Genomic DNA, 20,281 nt, shown 5'->3' with positions numbered 1-20,281 from the left:
GTCCGGCGTCAGCCCGCGAGGATGTCGCGGACCATGGGGATGACCTTCGTGCCGTAGAGCTCGACGGCCCGCATACGGGCGCCGGCCGGCTGGGGGCCCACGGTGTAGATGAGGTCGAACCGGCCGACCCCGAGGTCGCCGACGGCGCCGGCGATCTTGCGGGCCACGGTCTCGGGCGATCCGACGTACATCGAGCCGTGCTCGACCTCGGCGTCGAACTCCTCGCGGCGCACCGGGGGCCAGCCGCGCAGCTTGCCGATGCGGTCGCGCATCACCTTGTAGCCGGGCCAGAACCCCTCGCGGGCCTCCTCGTCGGTGTCCGCGACGAAACCGGGGGAGTGCATCCCCACCGGGTGGGCCGTCGTGCCGAACTGCTCCGCCGCGCGCCGGTACAGGTCGATGTACGGCGCGAAGCGCGTGGGGGCGCCGCCGATGATGGCGAGCATGAGCGGGAAGCCGTAGCGCGCGGTGCGGACGACCGACTGCGGCGAGCCGCCCACGCCGACCCAGGTCGTCAGGCGGCCCGACTCGGTCTTCGGGAAGACGTCGGCGTCCTTCAGCGGCGCGCGCGTGGTGCCGCTCCAGGTGACCGGCTTCTCGTCGAGGAGCTTCGCGAAGAGCTCGATCTTCTCCTCGAAGAGCACGTCGTAGTCGCTGAGGTCGTATCCGAACAGAGGGAAGGACTCGGTGAAGGACCCGCGCCCCAGGATCACCTCGGCCCGCCCGTTGGAGAGGGCGTCGACGGTCGAGAAGCGCTGGAAGACGCGGACGGGGTCGTCGGAGCTGAGGACGGTCACGCCCGAGGCGAGCTTGATCCGCTCGGTGCGCGTGGCGATGCCGGCGAGCACGGTCTCCGGGGTCGACACCGAGTACTCGGGGCGGTGGTGCTCGCCGAGGGCTATGGCGTCGACGCCGATCCGGTCGGCGAGGACTGCCTCGTCGAGGACCTGCCGGATGGCGGCGGCGTGGGAGACCGGGGCGCCGGTGCCGTCGACCGGTACGTCGCCGAACGTGTCGAGGCCGAAAACGAGATCAGACATCAGCGGATTCCTTCGTGAGCAGTTCGCGGACCAGCGGGGCCACTTCGCGGCCCAGGAGTTCGATGGTGCGGGCACGGGCCCGGCGGGGCAGGCGGAGGATGTCGTACTTGAGGTCGAAGCGGCTCAGGTGCAGGTCGCGGGCGGTCCGGGCGATCTTGCGCGCCACGGTCTCGGGGGAGCCGACGTACAGCGCGCCGTCGCGGATCTCCTCCTCGTAGCGCTCCCGTGTGGGCCTGTAGAAGCCGCGCTCCTCGGCGAGCGCGGTCACGACCGGCTCCCAGTACCGCCACCAGGTGTCTGCCGCTTCCTCGTCGGTGTCGGCGACAAGGCCGAGCGAGTGCTGGCCGATGGGCAGGGCGGGGTGGCCGGACTCCGCCAGCGCCCGCTGGTAGAGCTCCACGTGGCCGGCGAAGCGCTGCGGACGCCCGCCGATGATGGCCAGCATCAGCGGCAGACCGTACCGGGCGGCGCGGATCGTGGAGTTGGGGCTGCCGCCCACACCGATCCAGGTGGGGATCCCGCCGCTGCGCATCCGGGGACGCAGGTGCTGGTCGACCAGCGGTGAGCGGACGGTGCCGGACCAGGTCACCGTCTCCTCCCGCTGGAGGCGCATGAACAGGTCCAGGTTCTCGTCGAAGAGCCGGTCGTAGTCGGCGATGTCGTGGCCGAAGAGGTGGAAGGACTCGGTGACCGACGCCCGCCCGAGGACGAGTTGGGCCCGGCCGTCCGACACGGCGTCCAGGGTGGAGAACGCGTGGTACAGGCGCACCGGGTCGTTGGTGCTGAGCACGGTGACGGACGTGCCGAGCTTGATGCGCTCCGTGGCGGTGGCCATCGCGGAGAGCAGTACGGGGGTGGCGGTGTCGACGTGGCCCGGACGGTAGTGCTCGCCGATGCTGAAGACGTCGAGTCCCGCGGCCTCGGCGAGAGCGGCCTCCTCCACGAGCAGCCGGACGGTCTCGGCGTCGCTGAGCACGCGACCGCCGTCCGTCGCGACCTCGCCGAACGAGTTCAGGCCCAGTTCGAAGGCAGTGCCCGGCATGATCTTCTCCTCCCCGCCCCCGGAAACGGCCGCGCTCCCGGCGGCCGGTGATTGACGTGTCAAGCATGCATCGATATGATTGACATGTCAAACAGAGGGGCGGTCGGCATGGAACGGCGACACGGGCGGTTGCCCACCACCGAAGAACTGCGGATCTGGCGCGACTTCGTCGAGACGACCGAACGGCTCCGCTCGGAGCTGGCGTCACGGCTCCAGGGTGATTCCGGACTGTCCACCGGCGACTACGCGGTGCTCCTGGCACTGCAGGAGGCGGAGGGGCACCAACTGCGCTCCTCCGAACTGGCCACCGCCGTCGGCTGGGAACGCAGCCGCCTGTCGCACCACCTCGGACGCATGGAACGCCGCGGGCTGATCCGGCGCGTGGAGTGCGCCACCGACAACCGGGGCGCCGAGGTCGTGCTCACCGCCGAGGGCGCCCAGGGCTTCCGGCGGGCCACGCTCCCGCACCTCAAGGCCGTCCGGGAACTGTTCGTCGACCCCCTCACGGCGCAGCAGCTGGCCGCCGCCGGTGAGATCGCGAAGGCGCTGCGCGGACGGCTGGACGCGCCCGGGAACGATTCGCCCGGGGCCTCCTGAGGCCTGCTGCGCGGCCCAGCCGGAGCGAGGGTCATGCGGCGGCGCCGGCGAGATGGAACGAGGTGCCGGACGAGCTCTGGGACCAGGCGGCGGGAAGCGCGGCGGCGAGCGCGTGCTGCGCGCGCCAGCCGGTGCAGTGGCCGGGGACCACGAGCCCGGGCGCCAGCTGTGTCAGCGCGCTGATCGTCGGCCCGATGACCCGTTCGAAGGCCGGACCGCTCAGGTGCAGGCCGCCGACCAGGGCGTGCAGACGCTCGACCCCGGTGAGCCGCTGTGCGTGCCGGACGATGTTGACCGCGCCGGCGTGGCCGCAGCCGGTCAGGACCACCAGCCCGCGGCCGCGGAGGTGCACCACGAGCGCCTGATCGTCGATGATCTTGGCGTCGTGCGTCCAGCCGTCGCCGGTCCACGCCTGGTGGCCCGGCGGCATGCCCCGTTCGAACTCCGTGGTCCGGTCGACCTCGCCGGTGATCAGGACGCTGTCGTCGAGCAGGAGCGAGGGCACGCGCCGCTCGATGACATCGAAGCCCTCCTCGCGCAGGGCCTTCTTGCTGACGGTGGGGAACGGCAGGATCTGCCCACCCGGCGCGACCGTGCGGCGGTGGGTCCATGCCTCGGGGTGCACGATCATGGGCATGGCCGAGCGCAGGCGGGCGGCGAGCCCCGCCAGGCCCCCGGCGTGGTCGAAGTGGCCGTGGCTCAGGACCACCGCGTGCAGTTCGTCCAGGCGCACCCCGAGCCGGTCGGCGTTGCCGACCATCGCTGTCGGCGAGAGCCCGGTGTCGAACAGCAGGGTGCTGGCGTGCCCGAGCCGCTTGGTCGTGACGAGGGCGGAGAAGCCGTGCTCGGCGGTGAGCCCGACGAAGGTGCGGCCCTCCTCGAAGTGCGGCGCCGCCTCGACACCGACGGCAAGGGAAGGGCGCCGTGTGTCATCATCCCCGGTCAGGAGCGCGTCGTAGACGTTGTCGACCAGGATGGTGATCTCGACTTCGTCGACCGGTTCGAGACGCATCGGGTCCACCGCGGGCCCGTGGGCGGGGCGGGGGGTGGCGCCGGCCACCTCGGAGGGGCTGCCCGGGGAAAGACACATGTGATCAGCCTTCTTTCGGCTCGTCACTCCCATGGTGCGCCGATGCGGCCTCCGCGGCCGTGCGGGGTGGCGTGTGCGGCGGAACGCGTCGGCCCCTGCCAGTGCGGCCCCTGAGCGATTCGACGATGCGTCCAGAACGATTCAGCCTGCTGTGCGAGACAGGCACCGAACCGCGTCGCGGAGTTCATCCTCCACCCAGAGTCATCACCACGACCCCGACGATGTTGGATGGCGACATGGCGGGACGCAAGAAGGAGAAGAAGCGGGCGGCCTGGGGCATTCCGAAGGGGATCGTCCTCCTGGCGACGTCAAAGGGCTGGCGCACCAGTGTCCTCACCGAAAGCGGAATGCTCTGCGGACGGCTGGACGTGCCGATCGACACCGACCCACGAGACGCGCGGTCTGCGGCGGCGGCGATGGTGACGGAACTCGCGCGCGATTTCCACGACACCCACGTCGAGGTGAGCTGGGAGCCGCCCCGGGAGCCTTGGTCATGGACCGCCGAGGTCACCCTCGCGGCCCGATGCGACTCGCCCTCACCGGATGCTGGAGGCCGAACGGCACGTCCAGGAGTAGAGCAATCAGATGATCCGAAGGGGACGCCCTAACGCGGAGGACGCCGGCCGGTGAGGGCCTGCCACTGGTCGCGGGCGGTCTCGAGCCGGTCGAGCGCGTCGTCGAGTGCCCTGTCGCGGCTCTGGCGTGCGGTCACCACGCCCAGATGCCGGCGGGCCCGCTCGGCGGGCAGGGTGTCGGCCCGCGCCTCCTTGAGCTCGTCCTCGGCCTTCTTGATCGACGCGGCGCGTTCCGTGAGGAAGCGGTTCTCCTTGGCGACCTGGTTCTCGATGCGCACGCTGAAGCGCCGCACGCTGTCCTCGCTGTGCTGGTCGACGGCGTAGGACTCCAAGTGCACGCCGTCCGGGCGCCTGAGGTAGATGTGGCGGCCGACGTCGCTGCGCTCGAACTGCACCTGCGTGCCGCCCAGTGGCAGGACTTTCGTCCCCGTCCCGGAGATCACCATCACGTGTTCGTGCAGGGACAGATGCCCCAGTGTCGCGAGCAAGGCGCCCTGGCCCTGCCGGCGCAGGCCCTTCAGCCGCCGCTCGGCGTCGATGATGCGTTTCCGGTGAGCCTGTTCGGCGCGGGCCACCTGGGCCTCCGCGACGGCCAGTTCCCGCCGGGCCTTGTTGCGCAGTTCGCGAACGGCCCGCCGCTCGCGGTTCAGGCCGTCCCTGTGCTTGTCGTGGTTTCCGGAGAACGCGAAGTGCCAGCCGCCGGGATACCGGAGCAGCCGCCACCCGACGCCTATGAGGAGAAGGGCCAGGACGGCCAAGATCACGTGAACGATGCCCACATGCCCACCCCTCCCAGTGGCAGCCGCCGCGTGCGCGGAGCGCGGGGCGGTGGAACCAGCCGAAGGTGCCGAATCTGATGAGTTATCTGTAGATATGCCCGGCCGAGTCAGGGTGGATGCGTGAGGGTCGTGTGATATTCCGTCACCGCAAGTGGCGTGAGGGAACGCCGACCCGCCGACGCCTATGCGTTGCCCGTGTCGAACGCGTTCTGGTGCCGCCGGATCTCCGCGTGCCTGTCGGCGGACCAGGCCGCCAGTTCCAGCACCGTGGACAGCAGTGAGCTGCCGAGATCGGTCAAGGAGTACTCGACGCGGGGTGGGACCTCGGCGTACGCGGTGCGGTCGACCAGACCGCTGCGCTGGAGCTGCTTGAGGGTGAGCGTGAGCATGCGCTGGGAGATGCCGGGGATGGCGTGGGCGAGCTCGGAGTAGCGCACCGGTCCGTCGGAGAGCGTGCCGATGATCAGCACACTCCACTTGTCGCCCACCAGGTCGAGCACTTCGCGGATGAAGTCGGCGTCCTGGTCGTCCCAGCGGGCACACGGGCCCGGTACGCGCCGCACGTTCGCCCGTACATTCGTGCGCCCCTGCCGGAGCTCGCCGCCGGTTCCCACGTCAGCCGCCTCTCCGCGGTGGTCCACGCACATGGATGTGCCTTTTGTATCGCTTGTCATCCTAATCCACAGTGGGGCTACGAACAGATAGTGAGTTTCGGGAGGAGCCCACCATGAGGATCGAGTTCTGGTCGGACATCGTCTGCCCCTACTGCGGGCTGATGGACCACCGCCTGCGGCTGGCATTGGAGCGTTTCGAGCACGCCGGGGAGGTCCAGGTCGTCCACCGGTCGTTCCAGCTCCACCCCGACCTGCCCCGGGAGGGCGTCTCCCAGCGGCGGCTGCTGAGGCAGCACAACGTCCCCGCGCGGGACGCGCAGCGGATCTTCGCGTCGATCGAGGGCGCCGCTCACGCGGAAGGACTCGATCCCTACCACGCGCTGGACCGGACGCTGGGACCGACCGACTACGCCCACGAACTCCTCGCCCTCGCCACGGACCAGGGCCGCGGCAGCGAGGTGTGGACGGCGATGTTCCGCGCCCACTTCGGGGCGCGCCGCGAGCTGTGGACCAAGAGCCAAGTGCTCGACTTCGCCGCCGGGACCGGGCTGGACCGCGCCGAGGCCGCCCAAGTGCTGGACGAACGGCGCTACCGGGCCAGGGTGGCCGCCGACCAGCGCGCGGCCGAGCGCCTGGGAGCCCGCGGTATGCCCTTCATCACGCTGGGCGGCACGCACGCCGTCCCCGGCGCCGTCGGCACCGAAGCGCTGCTGGTGGCCATGGAACGGGCCTGGGAGGCGGCCCACCCCGCGCTGCGGCCGCTGGAGGTCCTCGGTGCGGCCGGCGACGCGTGCGGCCCGGACGGATGCGCCGTCCCCCCGCACCGTCCCATGCCCTGACCTCGCCCATCCATCTCTCCGTACGAAAGAGCCACCACCATGTCCTACCTGCTGCGTATCGACGCCTCCGCCTCCGGGGACGCCTCCGTCTCCCGCCAGGTCGCCGACTCCTTCACCGCCGCCTGGGGCGGCGACGTGGTCCGCCGCGACCTCGCGCTCACCCCGGTCGGCCACTTGGACGCGGCCGGCATCACGGCCCGCACCACCCCCGCCGCCGAGCACACCCCCGAGCAGAAGGCCGCCGTGCTCCTCCAGGACGAACTGGTCGAGGAGTTCCTCGGCGCGGAGGCCTACCTCTTCGCCGTGCCGCTCTACAACTACTCGATGCCGTCGGTCTTCAAGGCCTGGCTCGACCAGATCATGATCGTCGGCAGGACGATCGGTGTGGCCGGCGGCGCCCGCAGCGCCGGCCGCCCCGCCGTCGTCGTCTCCGCCCGGGGCGGCGGCTACGGTCCCGGCGCGCCCCAGCACGGCAAGGACTTCCTCGTCCCGGCGCTGCGGACGGTGCTCGGCGACCCGAACCTCCTGGCCCTGGACGTCCGTTCCCTCACACCCGAACTCACCTACGCCCGCACCATGGACGCGCTCCGGCACCTGCTCCCGCAGCACCGCGCGTCACTGGAGGAGGCGCATGCGCAGGCACGCCGGCAGGCCGCGGAGATCACCGGACGGTCCGGGCTGCCCCGTTCCGGGTGACGACGTGTTCCGCCCTCACAGCCCGGCGAGCACCGGCAGCAGTGCGGCCGCGGCCGTCACGTCCGCCGTCAGCGGCCGGTCCTCGGTCCCGGCCGGGAGCACGGCGTCGGCCACGGTGAACGCGGGAAGCGCGGCCGGCGGCGCCGGGTGCAGCCGCAGCGCCCGTACCGCGGTGACGAGTTCGCAGGCCAGCACCGTGGTGTACGCGTCCCCGGCGCGCAGCGACTGCCGGGCGGCCTGGGAGGCGAAGCTCGCGGCCTCCTCCAGACCGTGCGAGAGCACCGCGTGGCCGGCCGACGCGGGCGTCGCGCAGGAGCGCAGCTCCGCCAGGGCCGAGTTGGCGGTGTACTCCAGGATCATCGCGCCCGAACTGCTGGCCGGCCCCGTGGCCAGGAAGCCGGGCAGGCCGGTGAGGTCGGGTCGGCCGAGGGCGGTCAGCCGGGCGGTGGACAGCTGCGCCGTCTGCAGCACGGCCAGGTTCAGCCCGTCCAGGGCGAGCCCGAGCGGGGCGGCGTAGAAGGCTCCGTGATGATGGGCCGCGGTGCCGTCGGAGGAGATCAGGGGGTTCTCGGACGGGACGTTGATCTCGACCTCGACGATCCGGCGCAGGGCGTCGGCGGCGTCCAGGGCGGGGCCGTGGGCCTGCGGGAAGGCACGGAATCCGAACGGGTCCTGGATCCGGCGGCCGGCGCCGTACGGCCTGCCGGGCACGCCGAGCAGCCTGCGCACCTCGGCGGCCGCACGGGCGACTCCGGCATAGGGGCGCAGGGCGTGCACCTCGGGCGCGTACGCCTCCAGCGAGCCGGAGACCGCCGCGAGCGACAGCGCGGCGACGGCGTGCGTGGCACGGAGCAGCAGGTCGAGGTGGTGGCAGGCGAGGGCCGCCTGGCCCAGGGTGAGCGCGTTGCTGCTGAGCAGCGCGAGGGCGTCGCCGGGCTGGGGCACGACGGGCGCGGGCAGTTGCGAGGACGGCTCCGCGGGACTCGCGTCGTCGGGCCGCTTCCGGGAACTCCGGTGGCGCCGCTGCACGGGGAACCCGGGCGGCAGATCGCCGGGGAGGGCGTCCTCGTCCGTCTGCGGTTCCTGGCCGCCGGGGCGGCCGGTCAGCCAGGGGCGTTCGCCGATCAGGGCGAGGCCCGTCTGGGCGAGGGCGGTGAGGTCGCCGGTGCCGAGGCCGCCGTACTCGTTGACCTCCGGGTGGACACCCAGGCGCAGCGCGTCGGTGAGGCCGGTGACGAAGGCGGGCTGGATGCCGGAGCCGCCGGAGAGCAGCTGGTTGGCGCGGACCGCGAGCATCGCCCGGACCTGGCGGGCCGGAAGCAGCGCGCCGGCGCCGCCCGCGTGGCTGCGCAGCAGGCGCAGACCGTGCTCGGCCTCGTCCTGGGCGGTGACCGGCACCGAGCGGTGGGCGCCCACGCCCGTCCCCCGGCCGTACAGCCGTCCCGAGGCGGCGAGCCGGCCCGCCGCCTGCCAGGAGCGCAGGACCCGGTCGAGGGCGCCGGGCGGTACGTCCGGCGTGGCGGCGGCGTCGGCCAGCCGCACCACGTCCGGCACGGTCAGGCCACGCCCGTCCAGCTCGACGCGGGCGCCCTCGGGATCCGGGGGCACCCGCGTCGAGCCGTTCAGAGTCGTGTCCATGGAGCCGTGGGTCAGCCGAGGCCGACGGACTTCAGCCAGGCCTGGGCCACGTCCAGCGGGTCCTTGCTCTGCGACTGCACCTGGGTGTCCAGGTCGAGCAGGGCGGCCGTGTCGAGCTTGGCGGAGACCGCGTTGAGGGCGTCGACGCCCTTCTGGTCCAGCCCGGACTTGTAGACGAGCGGCTGCACGTTCTCGAAGCCGAAGAGGTTCTGCGGGTCCTGGAGGACCACGAACTTCTCCTTGGCGATGGTCGGGTCCGTGGTGAAGATGTCCGCCACCTGCACGGTGTTCTTCGTCAGCGCCGCCGCGGTCAGCGGGCCGCCCGCGTCCAGCGCCTTGAAGGACTTGAACTCCAGTCCGTAGACGTCCTTCAGGCCGACCAGGCCCTGCTGCCGGGTCTGGAACTCCGGGGAGGCCCCGATGGCCAGGTCCTTGGCGATGGCCTTCAGGTCCGCGATCGAGGAGGCGGCGGTGAGCTTGTACTTCGCGGCCGTGGCCGCGTTCACCGTGACCGAGTCCTTGTCCTGCGCCGGCGCGGGCTCCAGCAGCGTCAGCTTGGGGTCGAGCTTGGCGCCGATGGCGGCCGTGGTCTCCTCGACCGTCTTCGGCGTGGCGTCCTTGTCGAGGTAGGCCAGCAGGGCGCCGTTGTACTCGGGCAGGACGGTGATGGAGCCGTTCTTGAGCAGGCCGTACGTGGTCTCGCGGCTGCCGATGTTGGGCTTGTAGGTGACGTTGATGCCCTTGGCCTTGAGGGCCTCGCCGTAGATGTCGGCGAGCAGGATGCTCTCGGCGAAGTTGTTCGAGCCGACGACGACGGTGTCGCCGCCGGGCTTGCCTTCCGAGAGCGGGTTGTCGGACTTGTCGTCGGAGGACGACGAACACCCGGCGACGAGTGCCGTGGCGGCCGCGAGTGCGAGGGCGGCCACGCTGCGGCTGCTCGTGCTTGACCTGGTGCTCTTCGCGTAAGAAGTCACAATTCTCGATCCGGGCTCGGCGATTGGTGGGGGCTGGGTTGTGGCAGGCCGTGCGGCGTGCGGGCACACGTACGATCCTGATCCAACCCAGCCGGTTCCCGCCCAGTCAAGAGCACTCGGGTCACCGATTAGCCTCCTTGATGCGCAAATGTGGAGAGTGAACGGTTGCCTTGTAACGAACTCTTGACATGAGCCGTGGCGAACGCGGCTTCGAAGGCGCGATACATTCACCGCTGTTGCATCGGCCACAGCTGTCAGCGGGGGCCGCTTCGATGTCGTTGCGCACCATCGACCACACCCCCTGAAGGAGGCCAGGTGCCCACGGTGCAGGTGGACGAGCCCGCACGCCCGGCTGCCCCGGCGCCGGGCGGCGGGCCCTTGGGGTTCGCCGACCGCTGGCCCTTCCGGCGCAAGCTCAACGTCCTGGTGGGTGTCCCGCTGGCCGTGGTGGCCGTGCTGCTCACCTATCTCATCGCCGACCAGGTGGGGCGGGCGCGGGACGCCGCGGCCGCGGCCCAACTGGTCCGCGACAGCACCCAGGTGGCGACCCTGGCCGACCGGGTGGAGGCCGAGCACCAGCAGGCCATCCTGCTCTCGGTGCGGTTCGAGGCCGCCGGCCCCGGCGCGCGGCCCTCGACCGACGCGTACCGCACGGCGCAGCGTTCGGTGGACGCGCAGGTGGAGAAGGTGCGCCGGACCTTCGGGGACCGGCTGCCCGAATCCGAGGCGCAGTCCCTGCGGGAGATCGAGGGCCTGACCACCCTGCGCGAGACGGTGGAGCAGAGCTACCTGCCCGCCGACAACATCGACCCCGCCTACACCGGCGTGGCCAAGGGCCTGATCGACGGCCTCGGCCTGGACCGCAACGCGGCGCTCGCGGCCACCTTCACCGGCAATCTGCTGGACTCCCTGCTGCGCGCGGACGCCGCGCACAGCTCTTTCGAGACAAGTGTGTTCTCGGCGACGACCGGTGACGCCAACGCCCTCATCGAGTTCAACGCCGCGGTCGGCTCCTACCAGCTGTACATCTACCAGGCCGACCGCTTCGCCCGGTTCGCCAGCGAGCAGCAGGCCGACGAGCTCGGGGGCATCGAGCGCACCGTGCCCCAGCGCCTGATCGCGCAGGCGTACGCCGAGCTCCAGATCGACCCCAGCTCCCTGCAGGCGGACACCCCGGCCGAGGTCCACCGGGCGTTCACCGGCGCGCTGGCCGACTACCCGGCCTATCCGGCGCAGGCGGAGAACCGGCTGAGGATCACCTCCTCGCTCATCGACCAGATCGCCGACACCGCCGACACCGCCTCCGGCGACGCGTGGTGGCGGGCCGCCCTCCTGCTGGCCGTGGCACTGTTCGGCTTCCTGGTGTGGCTGGCGCTGTCGGTCGTGGTCCGCCGGTCGGTGGTCCGCCCCGTGCAGGCGCTCACCGCGGCCGCGCAGCGGGTCTCGTCCGCCACGAGCCGCGAGCTCGCGCGCGTGGCCGACGACGACGCCGAGGACGCCGGCCCGCCGCGGGTGCGCGACGTGCCCGTCACGGCGCGGGACGAGATCGGCGATCTCGCCCAGGCGTTCAACCAGGTGCAGACGACCGCCGCCGCGCTGCTGGAGCGCCAGGTGCTCAGCCGCCGCAACGTCGCCGAGATGTTCGGCAACGTGGGGCGCCGGGTCAGTAACCTGACGACGCGTCAGCTCGCGCTGATCGACGCGGTCGAACGCGGCGAGACCGACCCGGCCCTGCTGGAGCGGCTCTACTCCATCGACCACATCGCGGTCCGCCTGCGCCGCAACGCCGACAGCCTCATGCTGCTGGCGGGCATCCGGGAGACCGTCCTGGACTCGGGCCCCACCGCGCTCACCAACGTGGTGCGCGCCGCGCTCGGCCAGATCGAGGGCTACCAGCGGGTGCGGCTCTACGCCGAGACCGAGGCCATGGTCGAGCCGGACATCATCGGCGACCTCACGCTGATGGTGGCGGAACTCGTGGAGAACGCCGTCTCGTTCTCCCCGGCGGGCAGCCCCGTCGAGGTGACGGTGCGCTCCGGGGACGGGGACGCCCTGATCGCGGTCGCCGACCACGGCCTCGGCATGAGCGCCGAGGCCCTCGAGGAGGAGAACGCCCGGCTGATCCGCCGCGAGCGCCTGGACCTCGTACCGACGAAGGTCCTCGGCCTGTTCGTGGTCGGTACGCTGGCGCGCCGCTGGGAGGTGGGGGTGACCCTGTCACGTACCCCCGGCGGCGGTGTGACCGCGGAGGTCGCGATCCCCGCGACCCTGCTGCTGAGCATGAGCGCGGTGGACTCCACAGGCCCGGCGACGAGCCCGGCCGCGAGCGCGCCGGCTTCTTCGCCGGTCACACCGGCCGCCAGGCCCGTCGTGGCGGCCCCGGTCACCGACCTGGTCCCGTCCACGGGCCCTCATGCGGCCGCGAGCCGGAGCACCGCCGATGCCGGCACCGGTGACGGCGCTCCGCTCCCACGCCGTGTGCCGCGCAGGGAGGCGAACGGAGCCGCCGAGAAGCGGCCGCTCGTGCCCGGGCCCCGCAAGGAGACGCCGGCCGACGACTCCGCCGGGCAGCCCGCCCTGCGCCGCCGGGTCCGCGGTGCCACCTTGCGGACGACCGCCGGTACGGCCGCGCAGCCGTCCGGATCGCAGCCCGCGCAGCCCGAGGACGCCGAGGCCGTGCGGTCCGCGCTGGAGGAGTTCGAGGCCGCGGTCGAGCGCGCGCACCGCGACAGCGACACCGGCACCCACTTCGTAGGAGACGACCGCACCGCCGCCACCGGTGCCGAACCCGGAAACGCGGCGGCGCCTCCTGCGCACCGCCCGAACCACCACCCGGAAGGAGCCGAGCAGTGAGCACGCCGACAGGTGACACGCCGACGACCGACCTGCAGGCCGCCGCAGCTGACTTCAACTGGCTGCTGAACCGTTTCGCCACGGAGACCGCGGGCGTCGTCGACGCCATCGCGGTCTCCTCCGACGGGCTGCTCATCGCCGTGTCGGAGCTGCGCGAACGCGCCCACTCCGAGCGGCTGGCCGCCATCGTCTCGGGCATCACCAGCCTGGCCGCGGGCGCCTCCGGCAACTACGGCCTCGGCGGTCTGAACAAGGTCATCATCGACCTGGAGGGCGGCCACGTCATCGTCTCCGCGATCGGCAGCGGCGCCGTGCTCGGCGTCGTCACCGACAAGGAGGCGAAACTCGGCAACATCGCGTACGAGATGACGCTGTTCGCCAACCGGGCCGGCACCGCGCTCAGCCCGCAACTGGTGCTCGAACTGAAGAACACCGTCGGCGCCGCCTCGGCTCGCTGAGCGGCGGCCGCCCGGTCCGGAGAGGAAGACACGACTTATGGCGGACGGTCCCACACCGGCCGGCGAGGACGGCGCGACACCTCCGGTCCCCGAGCCGGTCGGCCCGGCCTCTGCCGTCCGCCCGTTCCTCCTCACGGCCGGCCGGGTGGCACCCGCGACCGCCCGGCCGGTTCCGGTGGAGACCCAGGTGGTCGCCACCGTCGCCGGGCTCAAGACGCTGGACGAACTCACCTTCGAGCAGCACGACATCGTTGCCGCCTGCCGGCAGCCGCAGTCCATCGCGGAACTCGCGGCCCGGCTGCGGCTGCATCTGAACGTGGTGCGGGTCCTCGCCGAGGACCTGCGCGCCGCGGGACAGCTCACGGTCCATGTGCCCGACTTCGGTGCCACCCATGACGCATCCGTCCTGCGCAGGGTTATCGACGGCCTGCGGGCCGTCTCCGACTCCCGGGGGGTTACTCCGTGACACCGACCGAACCGCTGACCGGTGGCGGCACGGCCGCGCAGGCCGTCGTACGACCGCCGCTGCCGGTCAAGATGGTGATCGCGGGCGGTTTCGGCGTGGGCAAGACCACGGCCGTCGGTTCCATCTCCGAGATCGAGCCGCTGACCACCGAGGCCGCCATCACCGAGGTGGCGGCCGGCGTGGACGACCTCAGCCAGACCCCGCGCAAGACCACGACCACGGTGGCCATGGACTTCGGCTGCCTCACCATCGACCCCACCTTGAAGCTGTACCTGTTCGGGACGCCCGGGCAGGAGCGGTTCGGCTTCATGTGGGACGACATCGTGGAGGGCGCGGTCGGCGGTCTCGTCATCGTCGACAGCCGCCGCCTGGACGACTGCTACGCGGCCGTCGACTACTTCGAGCACCGGCAGATCCCGTTCGCCGTCGCGCTCAACGCCTTCGACGGACGCGTCGAGCACTCGCTGGACGAGGTCCGCTGGGCGCTGGACGTCGCCGAGCACGTCCCGGTGGTGGTGTTCGACGCCCGCGAGCGCGGCTCGGTGCGGGACGCGCTGCTGGTGGTGCTGGAGCTGGCGCTGGCGCGCACCGGCGGCTGAACCCCGACACGCGCGGGCCCGGGGCGATTCAGGATCGCCCCGGGCCCGTTCGTGTGTGGTGCTGCCGGCGTCAGGCGGGGCGGCGCACTCCCGGCGACACCGTGAGCCGGGCGATCGCCCAGAAGACCGCGAGCGTGGCCAGGGCCATCACGGCGACCAGGGTGGCGCCGCCCACGACCTTCTCGTAGTTGCGCTGGTAGAGGCCGTCGATGATGTACCGGCCGAGGCCGCCGAGGCCCACGTACGCGGCGATGGTGGCCGTGGAGACGATCTGGATGGCGGCCGAGCGCAGGCCGCTGAGGATCAGCGGGAGCGCGGCCGGGAGTTCCACCTGGAAGAGGATCTTCGACTCCTCCATGCCCGTGCCCCGGGCCGCGTCGACCGACGAGGGGTCGACCGTGCGGATCGCCTCGTAGGTGGTCACCAGGATCGGCGGCACGGCGAGCACGACCAGCGGGATCATGACCGGCCCCAGGCCGAACCCCAGCCAGGTGACGACCAGGACGAGCAGGCCGAAGGTGGGCAGCGCGCGGCCGGCCGTGGCGGTCATCGCCAAGGTGTTGCCGCCGCGTCCGTAGTGGCCGGTCACCAGGCCGATCGGCAGTCCGATGACGGCGGCGAGGGCGAGTGCCTCCAGGGAGTACTGGATGTGCTCGACGACGCGGGTGGGAATGCCGTCGTAGCCGTGCCAGTGGGCGCTGTCGCTGAAGAAGGCGTTGATGAAGTGCAGTACGTTCACCGGGCCGCGCTCTCCTTCGGCATCCAGGGGGTCAGCAGCAGGCGCAGGGCGACGAGGACCGCGTCGACCACGACCGCCAGCACGGCCGTCGTCACCACGGAGTTCACCGCGAGCTCGGGCCGGTGGTAGATCTGTGCGTCGTTGAGCAGGTTGCCCAGCGCGCCCTGGTTGCCGATCAGCATGCCGACGCTCACGAGGCTGATGCTGGAGACGGCCGCCACCCGCAGGCCGGCGATGATCGCCGGCACCGCGATGGGCAACTGCACCTGGACGTAACGGCGTACGGGGCCGAAGCCCATGGCCGTGGCCGCGGCCAGGGTCTCCTGCGGCACCGAGCGGACGCCGTCGACGATCGCCGGGACCAGCACGACCAGGCTGTAGACGGCGAGCGGGATCATCACCGTCAGTTCGGTCTGGCCCGTGTAGTCGATGAGCACCACGAAGAAGGCCAGCGACGGGATCGCGTACAGCACGGTCGTCACACCCAGCGTGGGGGCATAGACCCAGCGGTAGCGGACGCAGAGCTGCGCGATGGGCAGGCTGATCAACAGCGCCGCCAGCACCGGCAGCAGCGCCTCGCGCAGATGCAGGCCGATCAGGCCGAACCAGCTGTGCTGGAGGTCGCTCGGGATGTCGAAGAAGCCGCTCATCCCGCGACCTCGGCGTCGGTACGGTTCGCGCGGTCCCCGGCGTGGGCGCCGCGGATGGCCTCGCTGATGGTCTGCTGGGAGACCACGCCGACGACCCGGCCGGTGCCGTCCACGCCGACGGACCAGCCGGTCGGCGACAGCACGGCGCCGTCGAGCGCGGCCCGCAGCGACTCCCGGCCGTGCTCGAACGGCCGCCCGTAGGGCAGGAGGCGGGCGGGATCGATCGCCCCCGCGGTCAGCAGCCCGGGCTCGCTCCAGCCCAGCGGCCTGCCGTCCAGGTCCGTTACGAGGAGGTAGGGCGCGTCCGCGGTGGTGCGGGCGGCGATCTGCTGGGCGTCGGCGTCCAGGGCGACCACGGGCTCGGTCCTCAACTCCAGCGCGGAGGAGGAGAAGAAGGACAGCCGGCGGATGCCGCGGTCGGTGCCGAGGAAGTCCTCGACGAACGCGTCGGCGGGGGCGGACAGCAGCTCCGCGGGCGGCGCGAACTGGGCGAGCCTGCCGCCGGTGCGCAGCACCGCGACCGTGGTGCCCAGCTTGATGGCCTCGTCGATGTCGTGGGTGACGAAGACGATGGTCTTGCCCAGCTCTTCCTGGATGCGCAGCAGTTCGTCCTGGAGGCCCTTGCGGACCACGGGGTCGACGGCGGAGAAGGGCTCGTCCATCAGCAGTACCGGCGGGTCCGCGGCGAGCGCCCGCGCCACACCGACACGCTGCTGCTGGCCGCCCGACAACTGGTACGGGTAGCGCTTGGCGAGCGAGGTGTCGAGCCCTACCCGCTCCATCAGCTCGGCCGCCCGCGTCCGTGCGCGCCGCTTGTCCCAGCCGAGCAGCCGGGGAACGGTGGCGATGTTGTCCAGGATGGTGCGGTGCTGGAACAGCCCGGCGTTCTGGATGACGTAACCCATTGACCGGCGAAGGGTGTTGACGGGCTGCTTCTGGATGTCGACGCCGTCGAGGAGAATCGTTCCCTCGCTGGGTTCGACCATCCGGTTGATCATCCGGAGCGTGGTGGTCTTGCCACAGCCCGACGGTCCCACGAGGACGGTGATGGAGCGGTCCGGTATCTCGAGTGAGAGCCCGTCGACTGCCACCGTGCCGTCCGGGTACCGCTTGGTAACTGACTCTATCCGTATCAAAACGCCGAATACCCTTCGGGTCTGGCAGAAGCTGCCCGCTCTCGGCCACGGACGCGCGGGCCGTTGCGGGGAGATTGTAGACGCCCATTGTTGCGGCGCTTTTGCTCGGTTACCCTCGCGCGCGGTGCCCATGCCCCCGGGGGGGGCGCCGCTGTTTCGCCGCGCCGTTCGCCCCGGAGTCGGCGGCCTTGGTGATCAGGGCCTGGCCGCGGGCCCCTTGGGCGCCGTCGCGGACGCGTGGCCGTCCTGCGTCCCGGTGAGGGCGTCGAGGAGGTGCTGCAAAGTACGGCAGGCCGCCGCGAAGTGCTCGGGCCCGACCGCGGCGGACCAGCGCTGCTCGATCTCGGCGACCCGGCCGCCCGCGTCGTCCAGGGCCTGGCGGCCGCGCACGGTGGGAAAGATCAGCTTGGCCCGCCGGTCGCTGGGATCGGGACGCCGTTCCAGGTAGCCGAGATCCTGGAGCTCGTTGACCAGTTCCGACGCCGCCGCCAGGCTCAACTGCGCCCGCGCGGCGAGGTCGGTGAGGCGGATCCCGTCGATGCCGACGTTGCCGAAGATCTGCAGGTGCGGCTCGCGCAGATCGCCGTAGCCACGCGCCGCGGCCGACGCGAACATCTCGGTCCTGAACTCCCGGAGCAGTCGCACCAGGAGCTGGCCGACGGCGAGCCGGTCGACAGGGAGATCGCTTGACGAGGCCATGGTCCCGAAGGATACTTCGGTTACCGAAGCTTCGGCTACCGAAACGTTTTTGGAGGGCACCATGGACCGGCCTTCGCCCGGTGCAGTCGAGTCCGTACCCACCCGGCTCGGACCACTGAGCGTCGAGACGATCGGATCCGGCCCGCCGGCACTGCTCTGGCACAGCCTCTTCGTCGACTCGACCACCTGGGTCCGCGTCCGGGAGCCGCTGGCCGCCACGCGCCGGCTCGTGATCGTCGACGGCCCGGCCCACGGCCGAAGTGCCGCTCCCGAGGACTTGTTCACCCTCGAGGACTGCGCCGGCGCCGCCCTCGACGTACTCCGGCACCTCGGCATCGACGAGCCGGTGGACTGGGTCGGCAACGCGTGGGGCGGACACGTCGGCATCACCTTCGCCGCCGCCCATGCGCGGCACGTCCGCAGCCTGGCCACCATCGGCGCGCCCGTCCACGCGCTGACCGCCCCGGAACGGCGGCAGATCAACCTGCTGGTGCCGATCTACCGTGCCGTGGGCGCGGTCGGCCCCGTGCTCGGCCCGCTCACCACGGCCCTGCTGGGCGAGGGCGCCGATCCCGGGGCGGCCGCGCTGATCGCCGAGGCCTTCTCCGGGCCGGCGCGGCGGGGGATGGCCCGTGCCATCCGGTCGGCGAGCCTCGAGCGTGAGGACCTGACCCCGACCCTGACCTCCGTTCCCGCGCCGACGCTGTTCGTCGCCGGTGCCGACGACGCGACCTGGCTGCCCGACGCCGCGGCGGCCGCCGCCGCCCGGCTGCCCCGCGGCGGGTGGGCCGTTCTGCCCGGTGCCGGTCATGTCGCACCGCTGCTGGAAGCGGCACCGGCCCTCGTCAGCCTGCTCACGACCTTCTGGCAGGACCCGGACGCGGTGAACTCCCTGCACCAGTCACCGTCCGAGTCCACGGCCTGAGTCGGCTGTCCCCGGCCGGGTTCGCGTTCCGGTCCTTGGGGGAGGGCGGTTCGACGGGGACGGGCGGCGGCTGACCCTCCGCCCGTCCCCGCAGCCGGGACGCGCAAGGGCCCGACGGTCCCGCCCCGAACGTGCGCCGGCCACGGATGCCCGGGACGTCCTGCCGAGGCAGTTGCCGAAAGCGTGCGGGCATCGCGGCGAGCAGGTCCGCCGGCAGCAGCCGAGCGCGGTCTCCGCCTCCGCCCCGCCGGTTGCGCTGTGGGCGTGCCGCCGTCCTCGCCCCAGGCGGCGACAGAGCCGCGGATGAACGCCGGGGCCGCCCCCGGTCGTCGATCGCGCAGTCCTTCCGGGAGGCGGGAGGATGCGGCCGGTCGCGAAGGCTCCGGCGCTTCCGCAGGGAGCTGTGTCGGTCCCGCGCTCTAGCCTGACCGCATGCCTCTCGATGACGCTCTGGCGGCCCGCATGGCCGGTCCGGACTTCTGGCCCCTGTATCTCTTCGACGACGATGCGCCCGACGTCCGCGACGACGATGCCGAGGACGAAGAGGCGTACATCACGCGGTTCCCGACCGGCGGGGGCTTCGCGCTGGTCCTCGACGTCACCCCCGCCGAGTACGTCGACCTCGATGTGGAGGCACCCGGTCTCCCGGAGCCGGCGAACGTCGGCTGGGACGACCAGGCCCACTTCCACCCGCATGTGATGCCCTGGCGGGAACTGGATCTGCTGTGCCGCGCCGTTGCCCTCCACGACGCGGAACTACGTCACCCCGGCCCGATGCTGGCGCTGCTGTGCCGCTTCGCCTTCCTGGACGAGAACGACGACCTGGACACCATCACGCCCCTGGTGGACGCCGCGTTCGAGTCCATGCGTCCCGGGGCCGGCGGCACCGGCAGGGTGCGTGAGGAGACACGCGAGTGGTTCGACCTGCGGGATCTCAGGGGAACGGGATTGGCGTGGACGACCCTGGCCGACGGGTACGACGCGGTCGACCAGGACAGCACCGACGGTCTGCCGCTGTACTCCCTGCGGACTCCGTCCTCCGAGAAGTTCCCCTTCGCCGCGTGGTCGGCACTCCTCACGTACGCCCGTGAACGCACGGCCGCGATGGCCGCTGCACCCGCGCTCGTGGAGCCGGCAGTGCGCGGGGCCCTCGACCGCTGCCTTGCCGCCGACGGACACGAACACCTGCCGGCACTGGCCGATGCGCTCACCGCGGCCGGCTTTGCCGACCCGGTTCTTCTGCGCGCGGTCGGCGATCCCATGGACCGGACAGAGGCCTGCTGGGCCGTGGAGACTCTGGCCGGGTTGCCCCAAGGCGAGCTTGTGGCCCGGTGGTTCGGCCCAAGCCCGCTGTCGGGCAGCCAGTCCTGGCGTTTGTCGCTCACGCTGCCGGTCAAGGGGCGGCCGGAGCGCTTCGGCCCGCAGGTCGCAGGGGAGTTGAACGCCGCTCTCCAGGAGGCGGACCTCGGCACAGCCGAGCTGGGCGGCAGCACTCTGCAACCGGAGCAGGGGAGCTACGTCCTCGTGGAGCACCACCTCGCTATCCTGATCCGCGACGACCTCGCCCGCGGCGTGGAGGTCGCCTCGCGGGTCCTGCGCACCTTCTCGGCTGCGGACACCGCCACGCTGCGTCATCGAGGCAAGCTGGACATCATCCCCCTGCACCTGCCGACCTGACGCGGTCGGCTGCGCACCCGCGTTCAGGGATGTCGCCGCGGACGCGTGGGGTTCCGGCGCTCACGGTCACCATGCCCGGTGGCGACCGGATCGTTGTCCCCTTCACGTCCGGCTCCACGAGTGAGCGCGTCGACCCCTCGGCAAGTGGGGTGCTCGAACTCGACACCGAGAGCGACGTCTTCCAGCTGTGCCGGC

General features: G+C 71.9%; 20 protein-coding genes and 1 pseudogene. 10 read left to right on the top strand and 11 right to left on the bottom strand.

Annotated features, from left to right (window positions below; genetic code table 11):
• Positions 1–8 precede the first annotated feature (8 nt).
• Positions 9–1,040 carry an LLM class flavin-dependent oxidoreductase gene (locus tag ACIP9H_RS06225; RefSeq protein WP_401581628.1) on the bottom strand — a complete coding sequence of 344 codons (1,032 nt, stop codon included), beginning with the start codon at positions 1,038–1,040 and terminating at the stop codon, positions 9–11.
• Complete coding sequence (locus tag ACIP9H_RS06220; protein ID WP_401957803.1) at positions 1,033–2,082, bottom strand: LLM class flavin-dependent oxidoreductase; 1,050 nt, start codon at positions 2,080–2,082, stop codon at positions 1,033–1,035. Before ACIP9H_RS06220 ends, ACIP9H_RS06225 begins: the two co-directional genes overlap by 8 nt.
• A 108-nt stretch (positions 2,083–2,190) precedes the next feature.
• Here ACIP9H_RS06220 and ACIP9H_RS06215 point away from each other — a divergent pair, with 108 nt between their 5' ends.
• A complete protein-coding gene (locus ACIP9H_RS06215; protein WP_401581624.1) occupies positions 2,191–2,679 on the top strand; it encodes a MarR family winged helix-turn-helix transcriptional regulator in 489 nt (162 codons plus the stop codon).
• Positions 2,680–2,710: 31 nt separating this feature from the next.
• On the opposite strand, the gene ACIP9H_RS06210 is transcribed toward ACIP9H_RS06215, so the two are convergent.
• Entirely contained in the window at positions 2,711–3,769 is a 1,059-nt protein-coding gene (locus tag ACIP9H_RS06210) for an MBL fold metallo-hydrolase (protein WP_401957800.1), read from the bottom strand.
• A gap of 236 nt (positions 3,770–4,005) precedes the next feature.
• Between ACIP9H_RS06210 and ACIP9H_RS06205 the strand changes: the two genes are divergently transcribed.
• Positions 4,006–4,377, top strand: coding sequence for a hypothetical protein (locus ACIP9H_RS06205; protein ID WP_401957797.1), 372 nt, complete (start codon positions 4,006–4,008; stop codon positions 4,375–4,377).
• On the opposite strand, the gene ACIP9H_RS06200 is transcribed toward ACIP9H_RS06205, so the two are convergent.
• Positions 4,374–5,123, bottom strand: coding sequence for a hypothetical protein (locus tag ACIP9H_RS06200; RefSeq protein WP_401957795.1), 750 nt, complete (start codon positions 5,121–5,123; stop codon positions 4,374–4,376). The two genes, ACIP9H_RS06205 and ACIP9H_RS06200, sit on opposite strands and share 4 nt — an antisense overlap.
• Before the next feature lie 182 nt (positions 5,124–5,305).
• Positions 5,306–5,686, bottom strand: coding sequence for a winged helix-turn-helix transcriptional regulator (locus ACIP9H_RS06195; RefSeq protein ID WP_401581617.1), 381 nt, complete (start codon positions 5,684–5,686; stop codon positions 5,306–5,308).
• A gap of 164 nt (positions 5,687–5,850) precedes the next feature.
• Here ACIP9H_RS06195 and ACIP9H_RS06190 point away from each other — a divergent pair, with 164 nt between their 5' ends.
• Together ACIP9H_RS06190 and ACIP9H_RS06185 are read left to right on the top strand one after the other, a co-directional pair.
• Positions 5,851–6,576 (top strand): DsbA family protein, encoded by a 726-nt coding sequence (locus ACIP9H_RS06190; protein WP_401957792.1) that lies wholly within the window; start codon positions 5,851–5,853, stop codon positions 6,574–6,576.
• 39 nt (positions 6,577–6,615) lie between these two features.
• Positions 6,616–7,272 (top strand): FMN-dependent NADH-azoreductase, encoded by a 657-nt coding sequence (locus ACIP9H_RS06185; RefSeq protein ID WP_401957789.1) that lies wholly within the window; start codon positions 6,616–6,618, stop codon positions 7,270–7,272.
• A gap of 15 nt (positions 7,273–7,287) precedes the next feature.
• Here ACIP9H_RS06185 and ACIP9H_RS06180 read toward each other — a convergent pair whose 3' ends face one another.
• A complete protein-coding gene (locus ACIP9H_RS06180) occupies positions 7,288–8,910 on the bottom strand; it encodes an aromatic amino acid ammonia-lyase (RefSeq protein ID WP_401581609.1) in 1,623 nt (540 codons plus the stop codon).
• An 11-nt stretch (positions 8,911–8,921) separates the two neighbouring features.
• Positions 8,922–9,884 (bottom strand): ABC transporter substrate-binding protein, encoded by a 963-nt coding sequence (locus tag ACIP9H_RS06175; protein WP_401581607.1) that lies wholly within the window; start codon positions 9,882–9,884, stop codon positions 8,922–8,924.
• Between the two features lie 315 nt (positions 9,885–10,199).
• Here ACIP9H_RS06175 and ACIP9H_RS06170 point away from each other — a divergent pair, with 315 nt between their 5' ends.
• The 4 genes and pseudogenes from ACIP9H_RS06170 to ACIP9H_RS06155 all read left to right on the top strand — a co-directional run bounded on the left by ACIP9H_RS06170 (position 10,200) and on the right by ACIP9H_RS06155 (position 14,260).
• Positions 10,200–12,737 (top strand): ATP-binding protein, encoded by a 2,538-nt coding sequence (locus ACIP9H_RS06170; protein WP_401957786.1) that lies wholly within the window; start codon positions 10,200–10,202, stop codon positions 12,735–12,737.
• Positions 12,734–13,195, top strand: coding sequence for a roadblock/LC7 domain-containing protein (locus tag ACIP9H_RS06165; protein WP_319662430.1), 462 nt, complete (start codon positions 12,734–12,736; stop codon positions 13,193–13,195). The genes ACIP9H_RS06170 and ACIP9H_RS06165 overlap by 4 nt, the downstream gene beginning before the upstream one ends.
• Before the next feature lie 37 nt (positions 13,196–13,232).
• Positions 13,233–13,668 (top strand): annotated as a pseudogene (locus ACIP9H_RS06160) (DUF742 domain-containing protein); the annotation flags it as partial.
• Positions 13,658–14,260 carry a GTP-binding protein gene (locus ACIP9H_RS06155; protein WP_401957783.1) on the top strand — a complete coding sequence of 201 codons (603 nt, stop codon included), beginning with the start codon at positions 13,658–13,660 and terminating at the stop codon, positions 14,258–14,260. The pseudogene ACIP9H_RS06160 and the gene ACIP9H_RS06155, both read left to right, overlap by 11 nt.
• A gap of 70 nt (positions 14,261–14,330) precedes the next feature.
• Here the strand turns inward: ACIP9H_RS06155 and ACIP9H_RS06150 are convergent, their stop codons facing one another.
• The 4 genes from ACIP9H_RS06150 to ACIP9H_RS06135 all read right to left on the bottom strand — a co-directional run bounded on the left by ACIP9H_RS06150 (position 14,331) and on the right by ACIP9H_RS06135 (position 17,484).
• Entirely contained in the window at positions 14,331–14,999 is a 669-nt protein-coding gene (locus tag ACIP9H_RS06150; RefSeq protein WP_401581601.1) for an ABC transporter permease, read from the bottom strand.
• Positions 14,996–15,649, bottom strand: a complete 654-nt coding sequence (locus tag ACIP9H_RS06145) for an ABC transporter permease (RefSeq protein ID WP_401581599.1) — start codon at positions 15,647–15,649, stop codon at positions 14,996–14,998. Before ACIP9H_RS06145 ends, ACIP9H_RS06150 begins: the two co-directional genes overlap by 4 nt.
• Positions 15,646–16,785 (bottom strand): ABC transporter ATP-binding protein, encoded by a 1,140-nt coding sequence (locus tag ACIP9H_RS06140; RefSeq protein WP_401581597.1) that lies wholly within the window; start codon positions 16,783–16,785, stop codon positions 15,646–15,648. Before ACIP9H_RS06140 ends, ACIP9H_RS06145 begins: the two co-directional genes overlap by 4 nt.
• 195 nt (positions 16,786–16,980) lie before the next feature.
• Entirely contained in the window at positions 16,981–17,484 is a 504-nt protein-coding gene (locus ACIP9H_RS06135; protein ID WP_401581595.1) for a MarR family winged helix-turn-helix transcriptional regulator, read from the bottom strand.
• 61 nt (positions 17,485–17,545) lie between these two features.
• Here ACIP9H_RS06135 and ACIP9H_RS06130 point away from each other — a divergent pair, with 61 nt between their 5' ends.
• Together ACIP9H_RS06130 and ACIP9H_RS06125 are read left to right on the top strand one after the other, a co-directional pair.
• The gene (locus tag ACIP9H_RS06130; RefSeq protein WP_401957778.1) at positions 17,546–18,409 is read left to right on the top strand and encodes an alpha/beta fold hydrolase; all 864 of its coding nucleotides are present in this window, start codon (positions 17,546–17,548) and stop codon (positions 18,407–18,409) included.
• A 432-nt stretch (positions 18,410–18,841) separates the two neighbouring features.
• Positions 18,842–20,086, top strand: a complete 1,245-nt coding sequence (locus ACIP9H_RS06125; protein WP_401957775.1) for a hypothetical protein — start codon at positions 18,842–18,844, stop codon at positions 20,084–20,086.
• The last annotated feature ends 195 nt before the right edge of the window (positions 20,087–20,281 follow it).

It is taken from the genome of Streptomyces sp. NPDC088732 (genome assembly GCF_044751205.1).
GTDB lineage: Bacteria > Actinomycetota > Actinomycetes > Streptomycetales > Streptomycetaceae > Actinacidiphila.
Note: the sequence above shows the minus strand (reverse complement) of the source record. Positions and strands in the feature narration are given on the sequence as shown.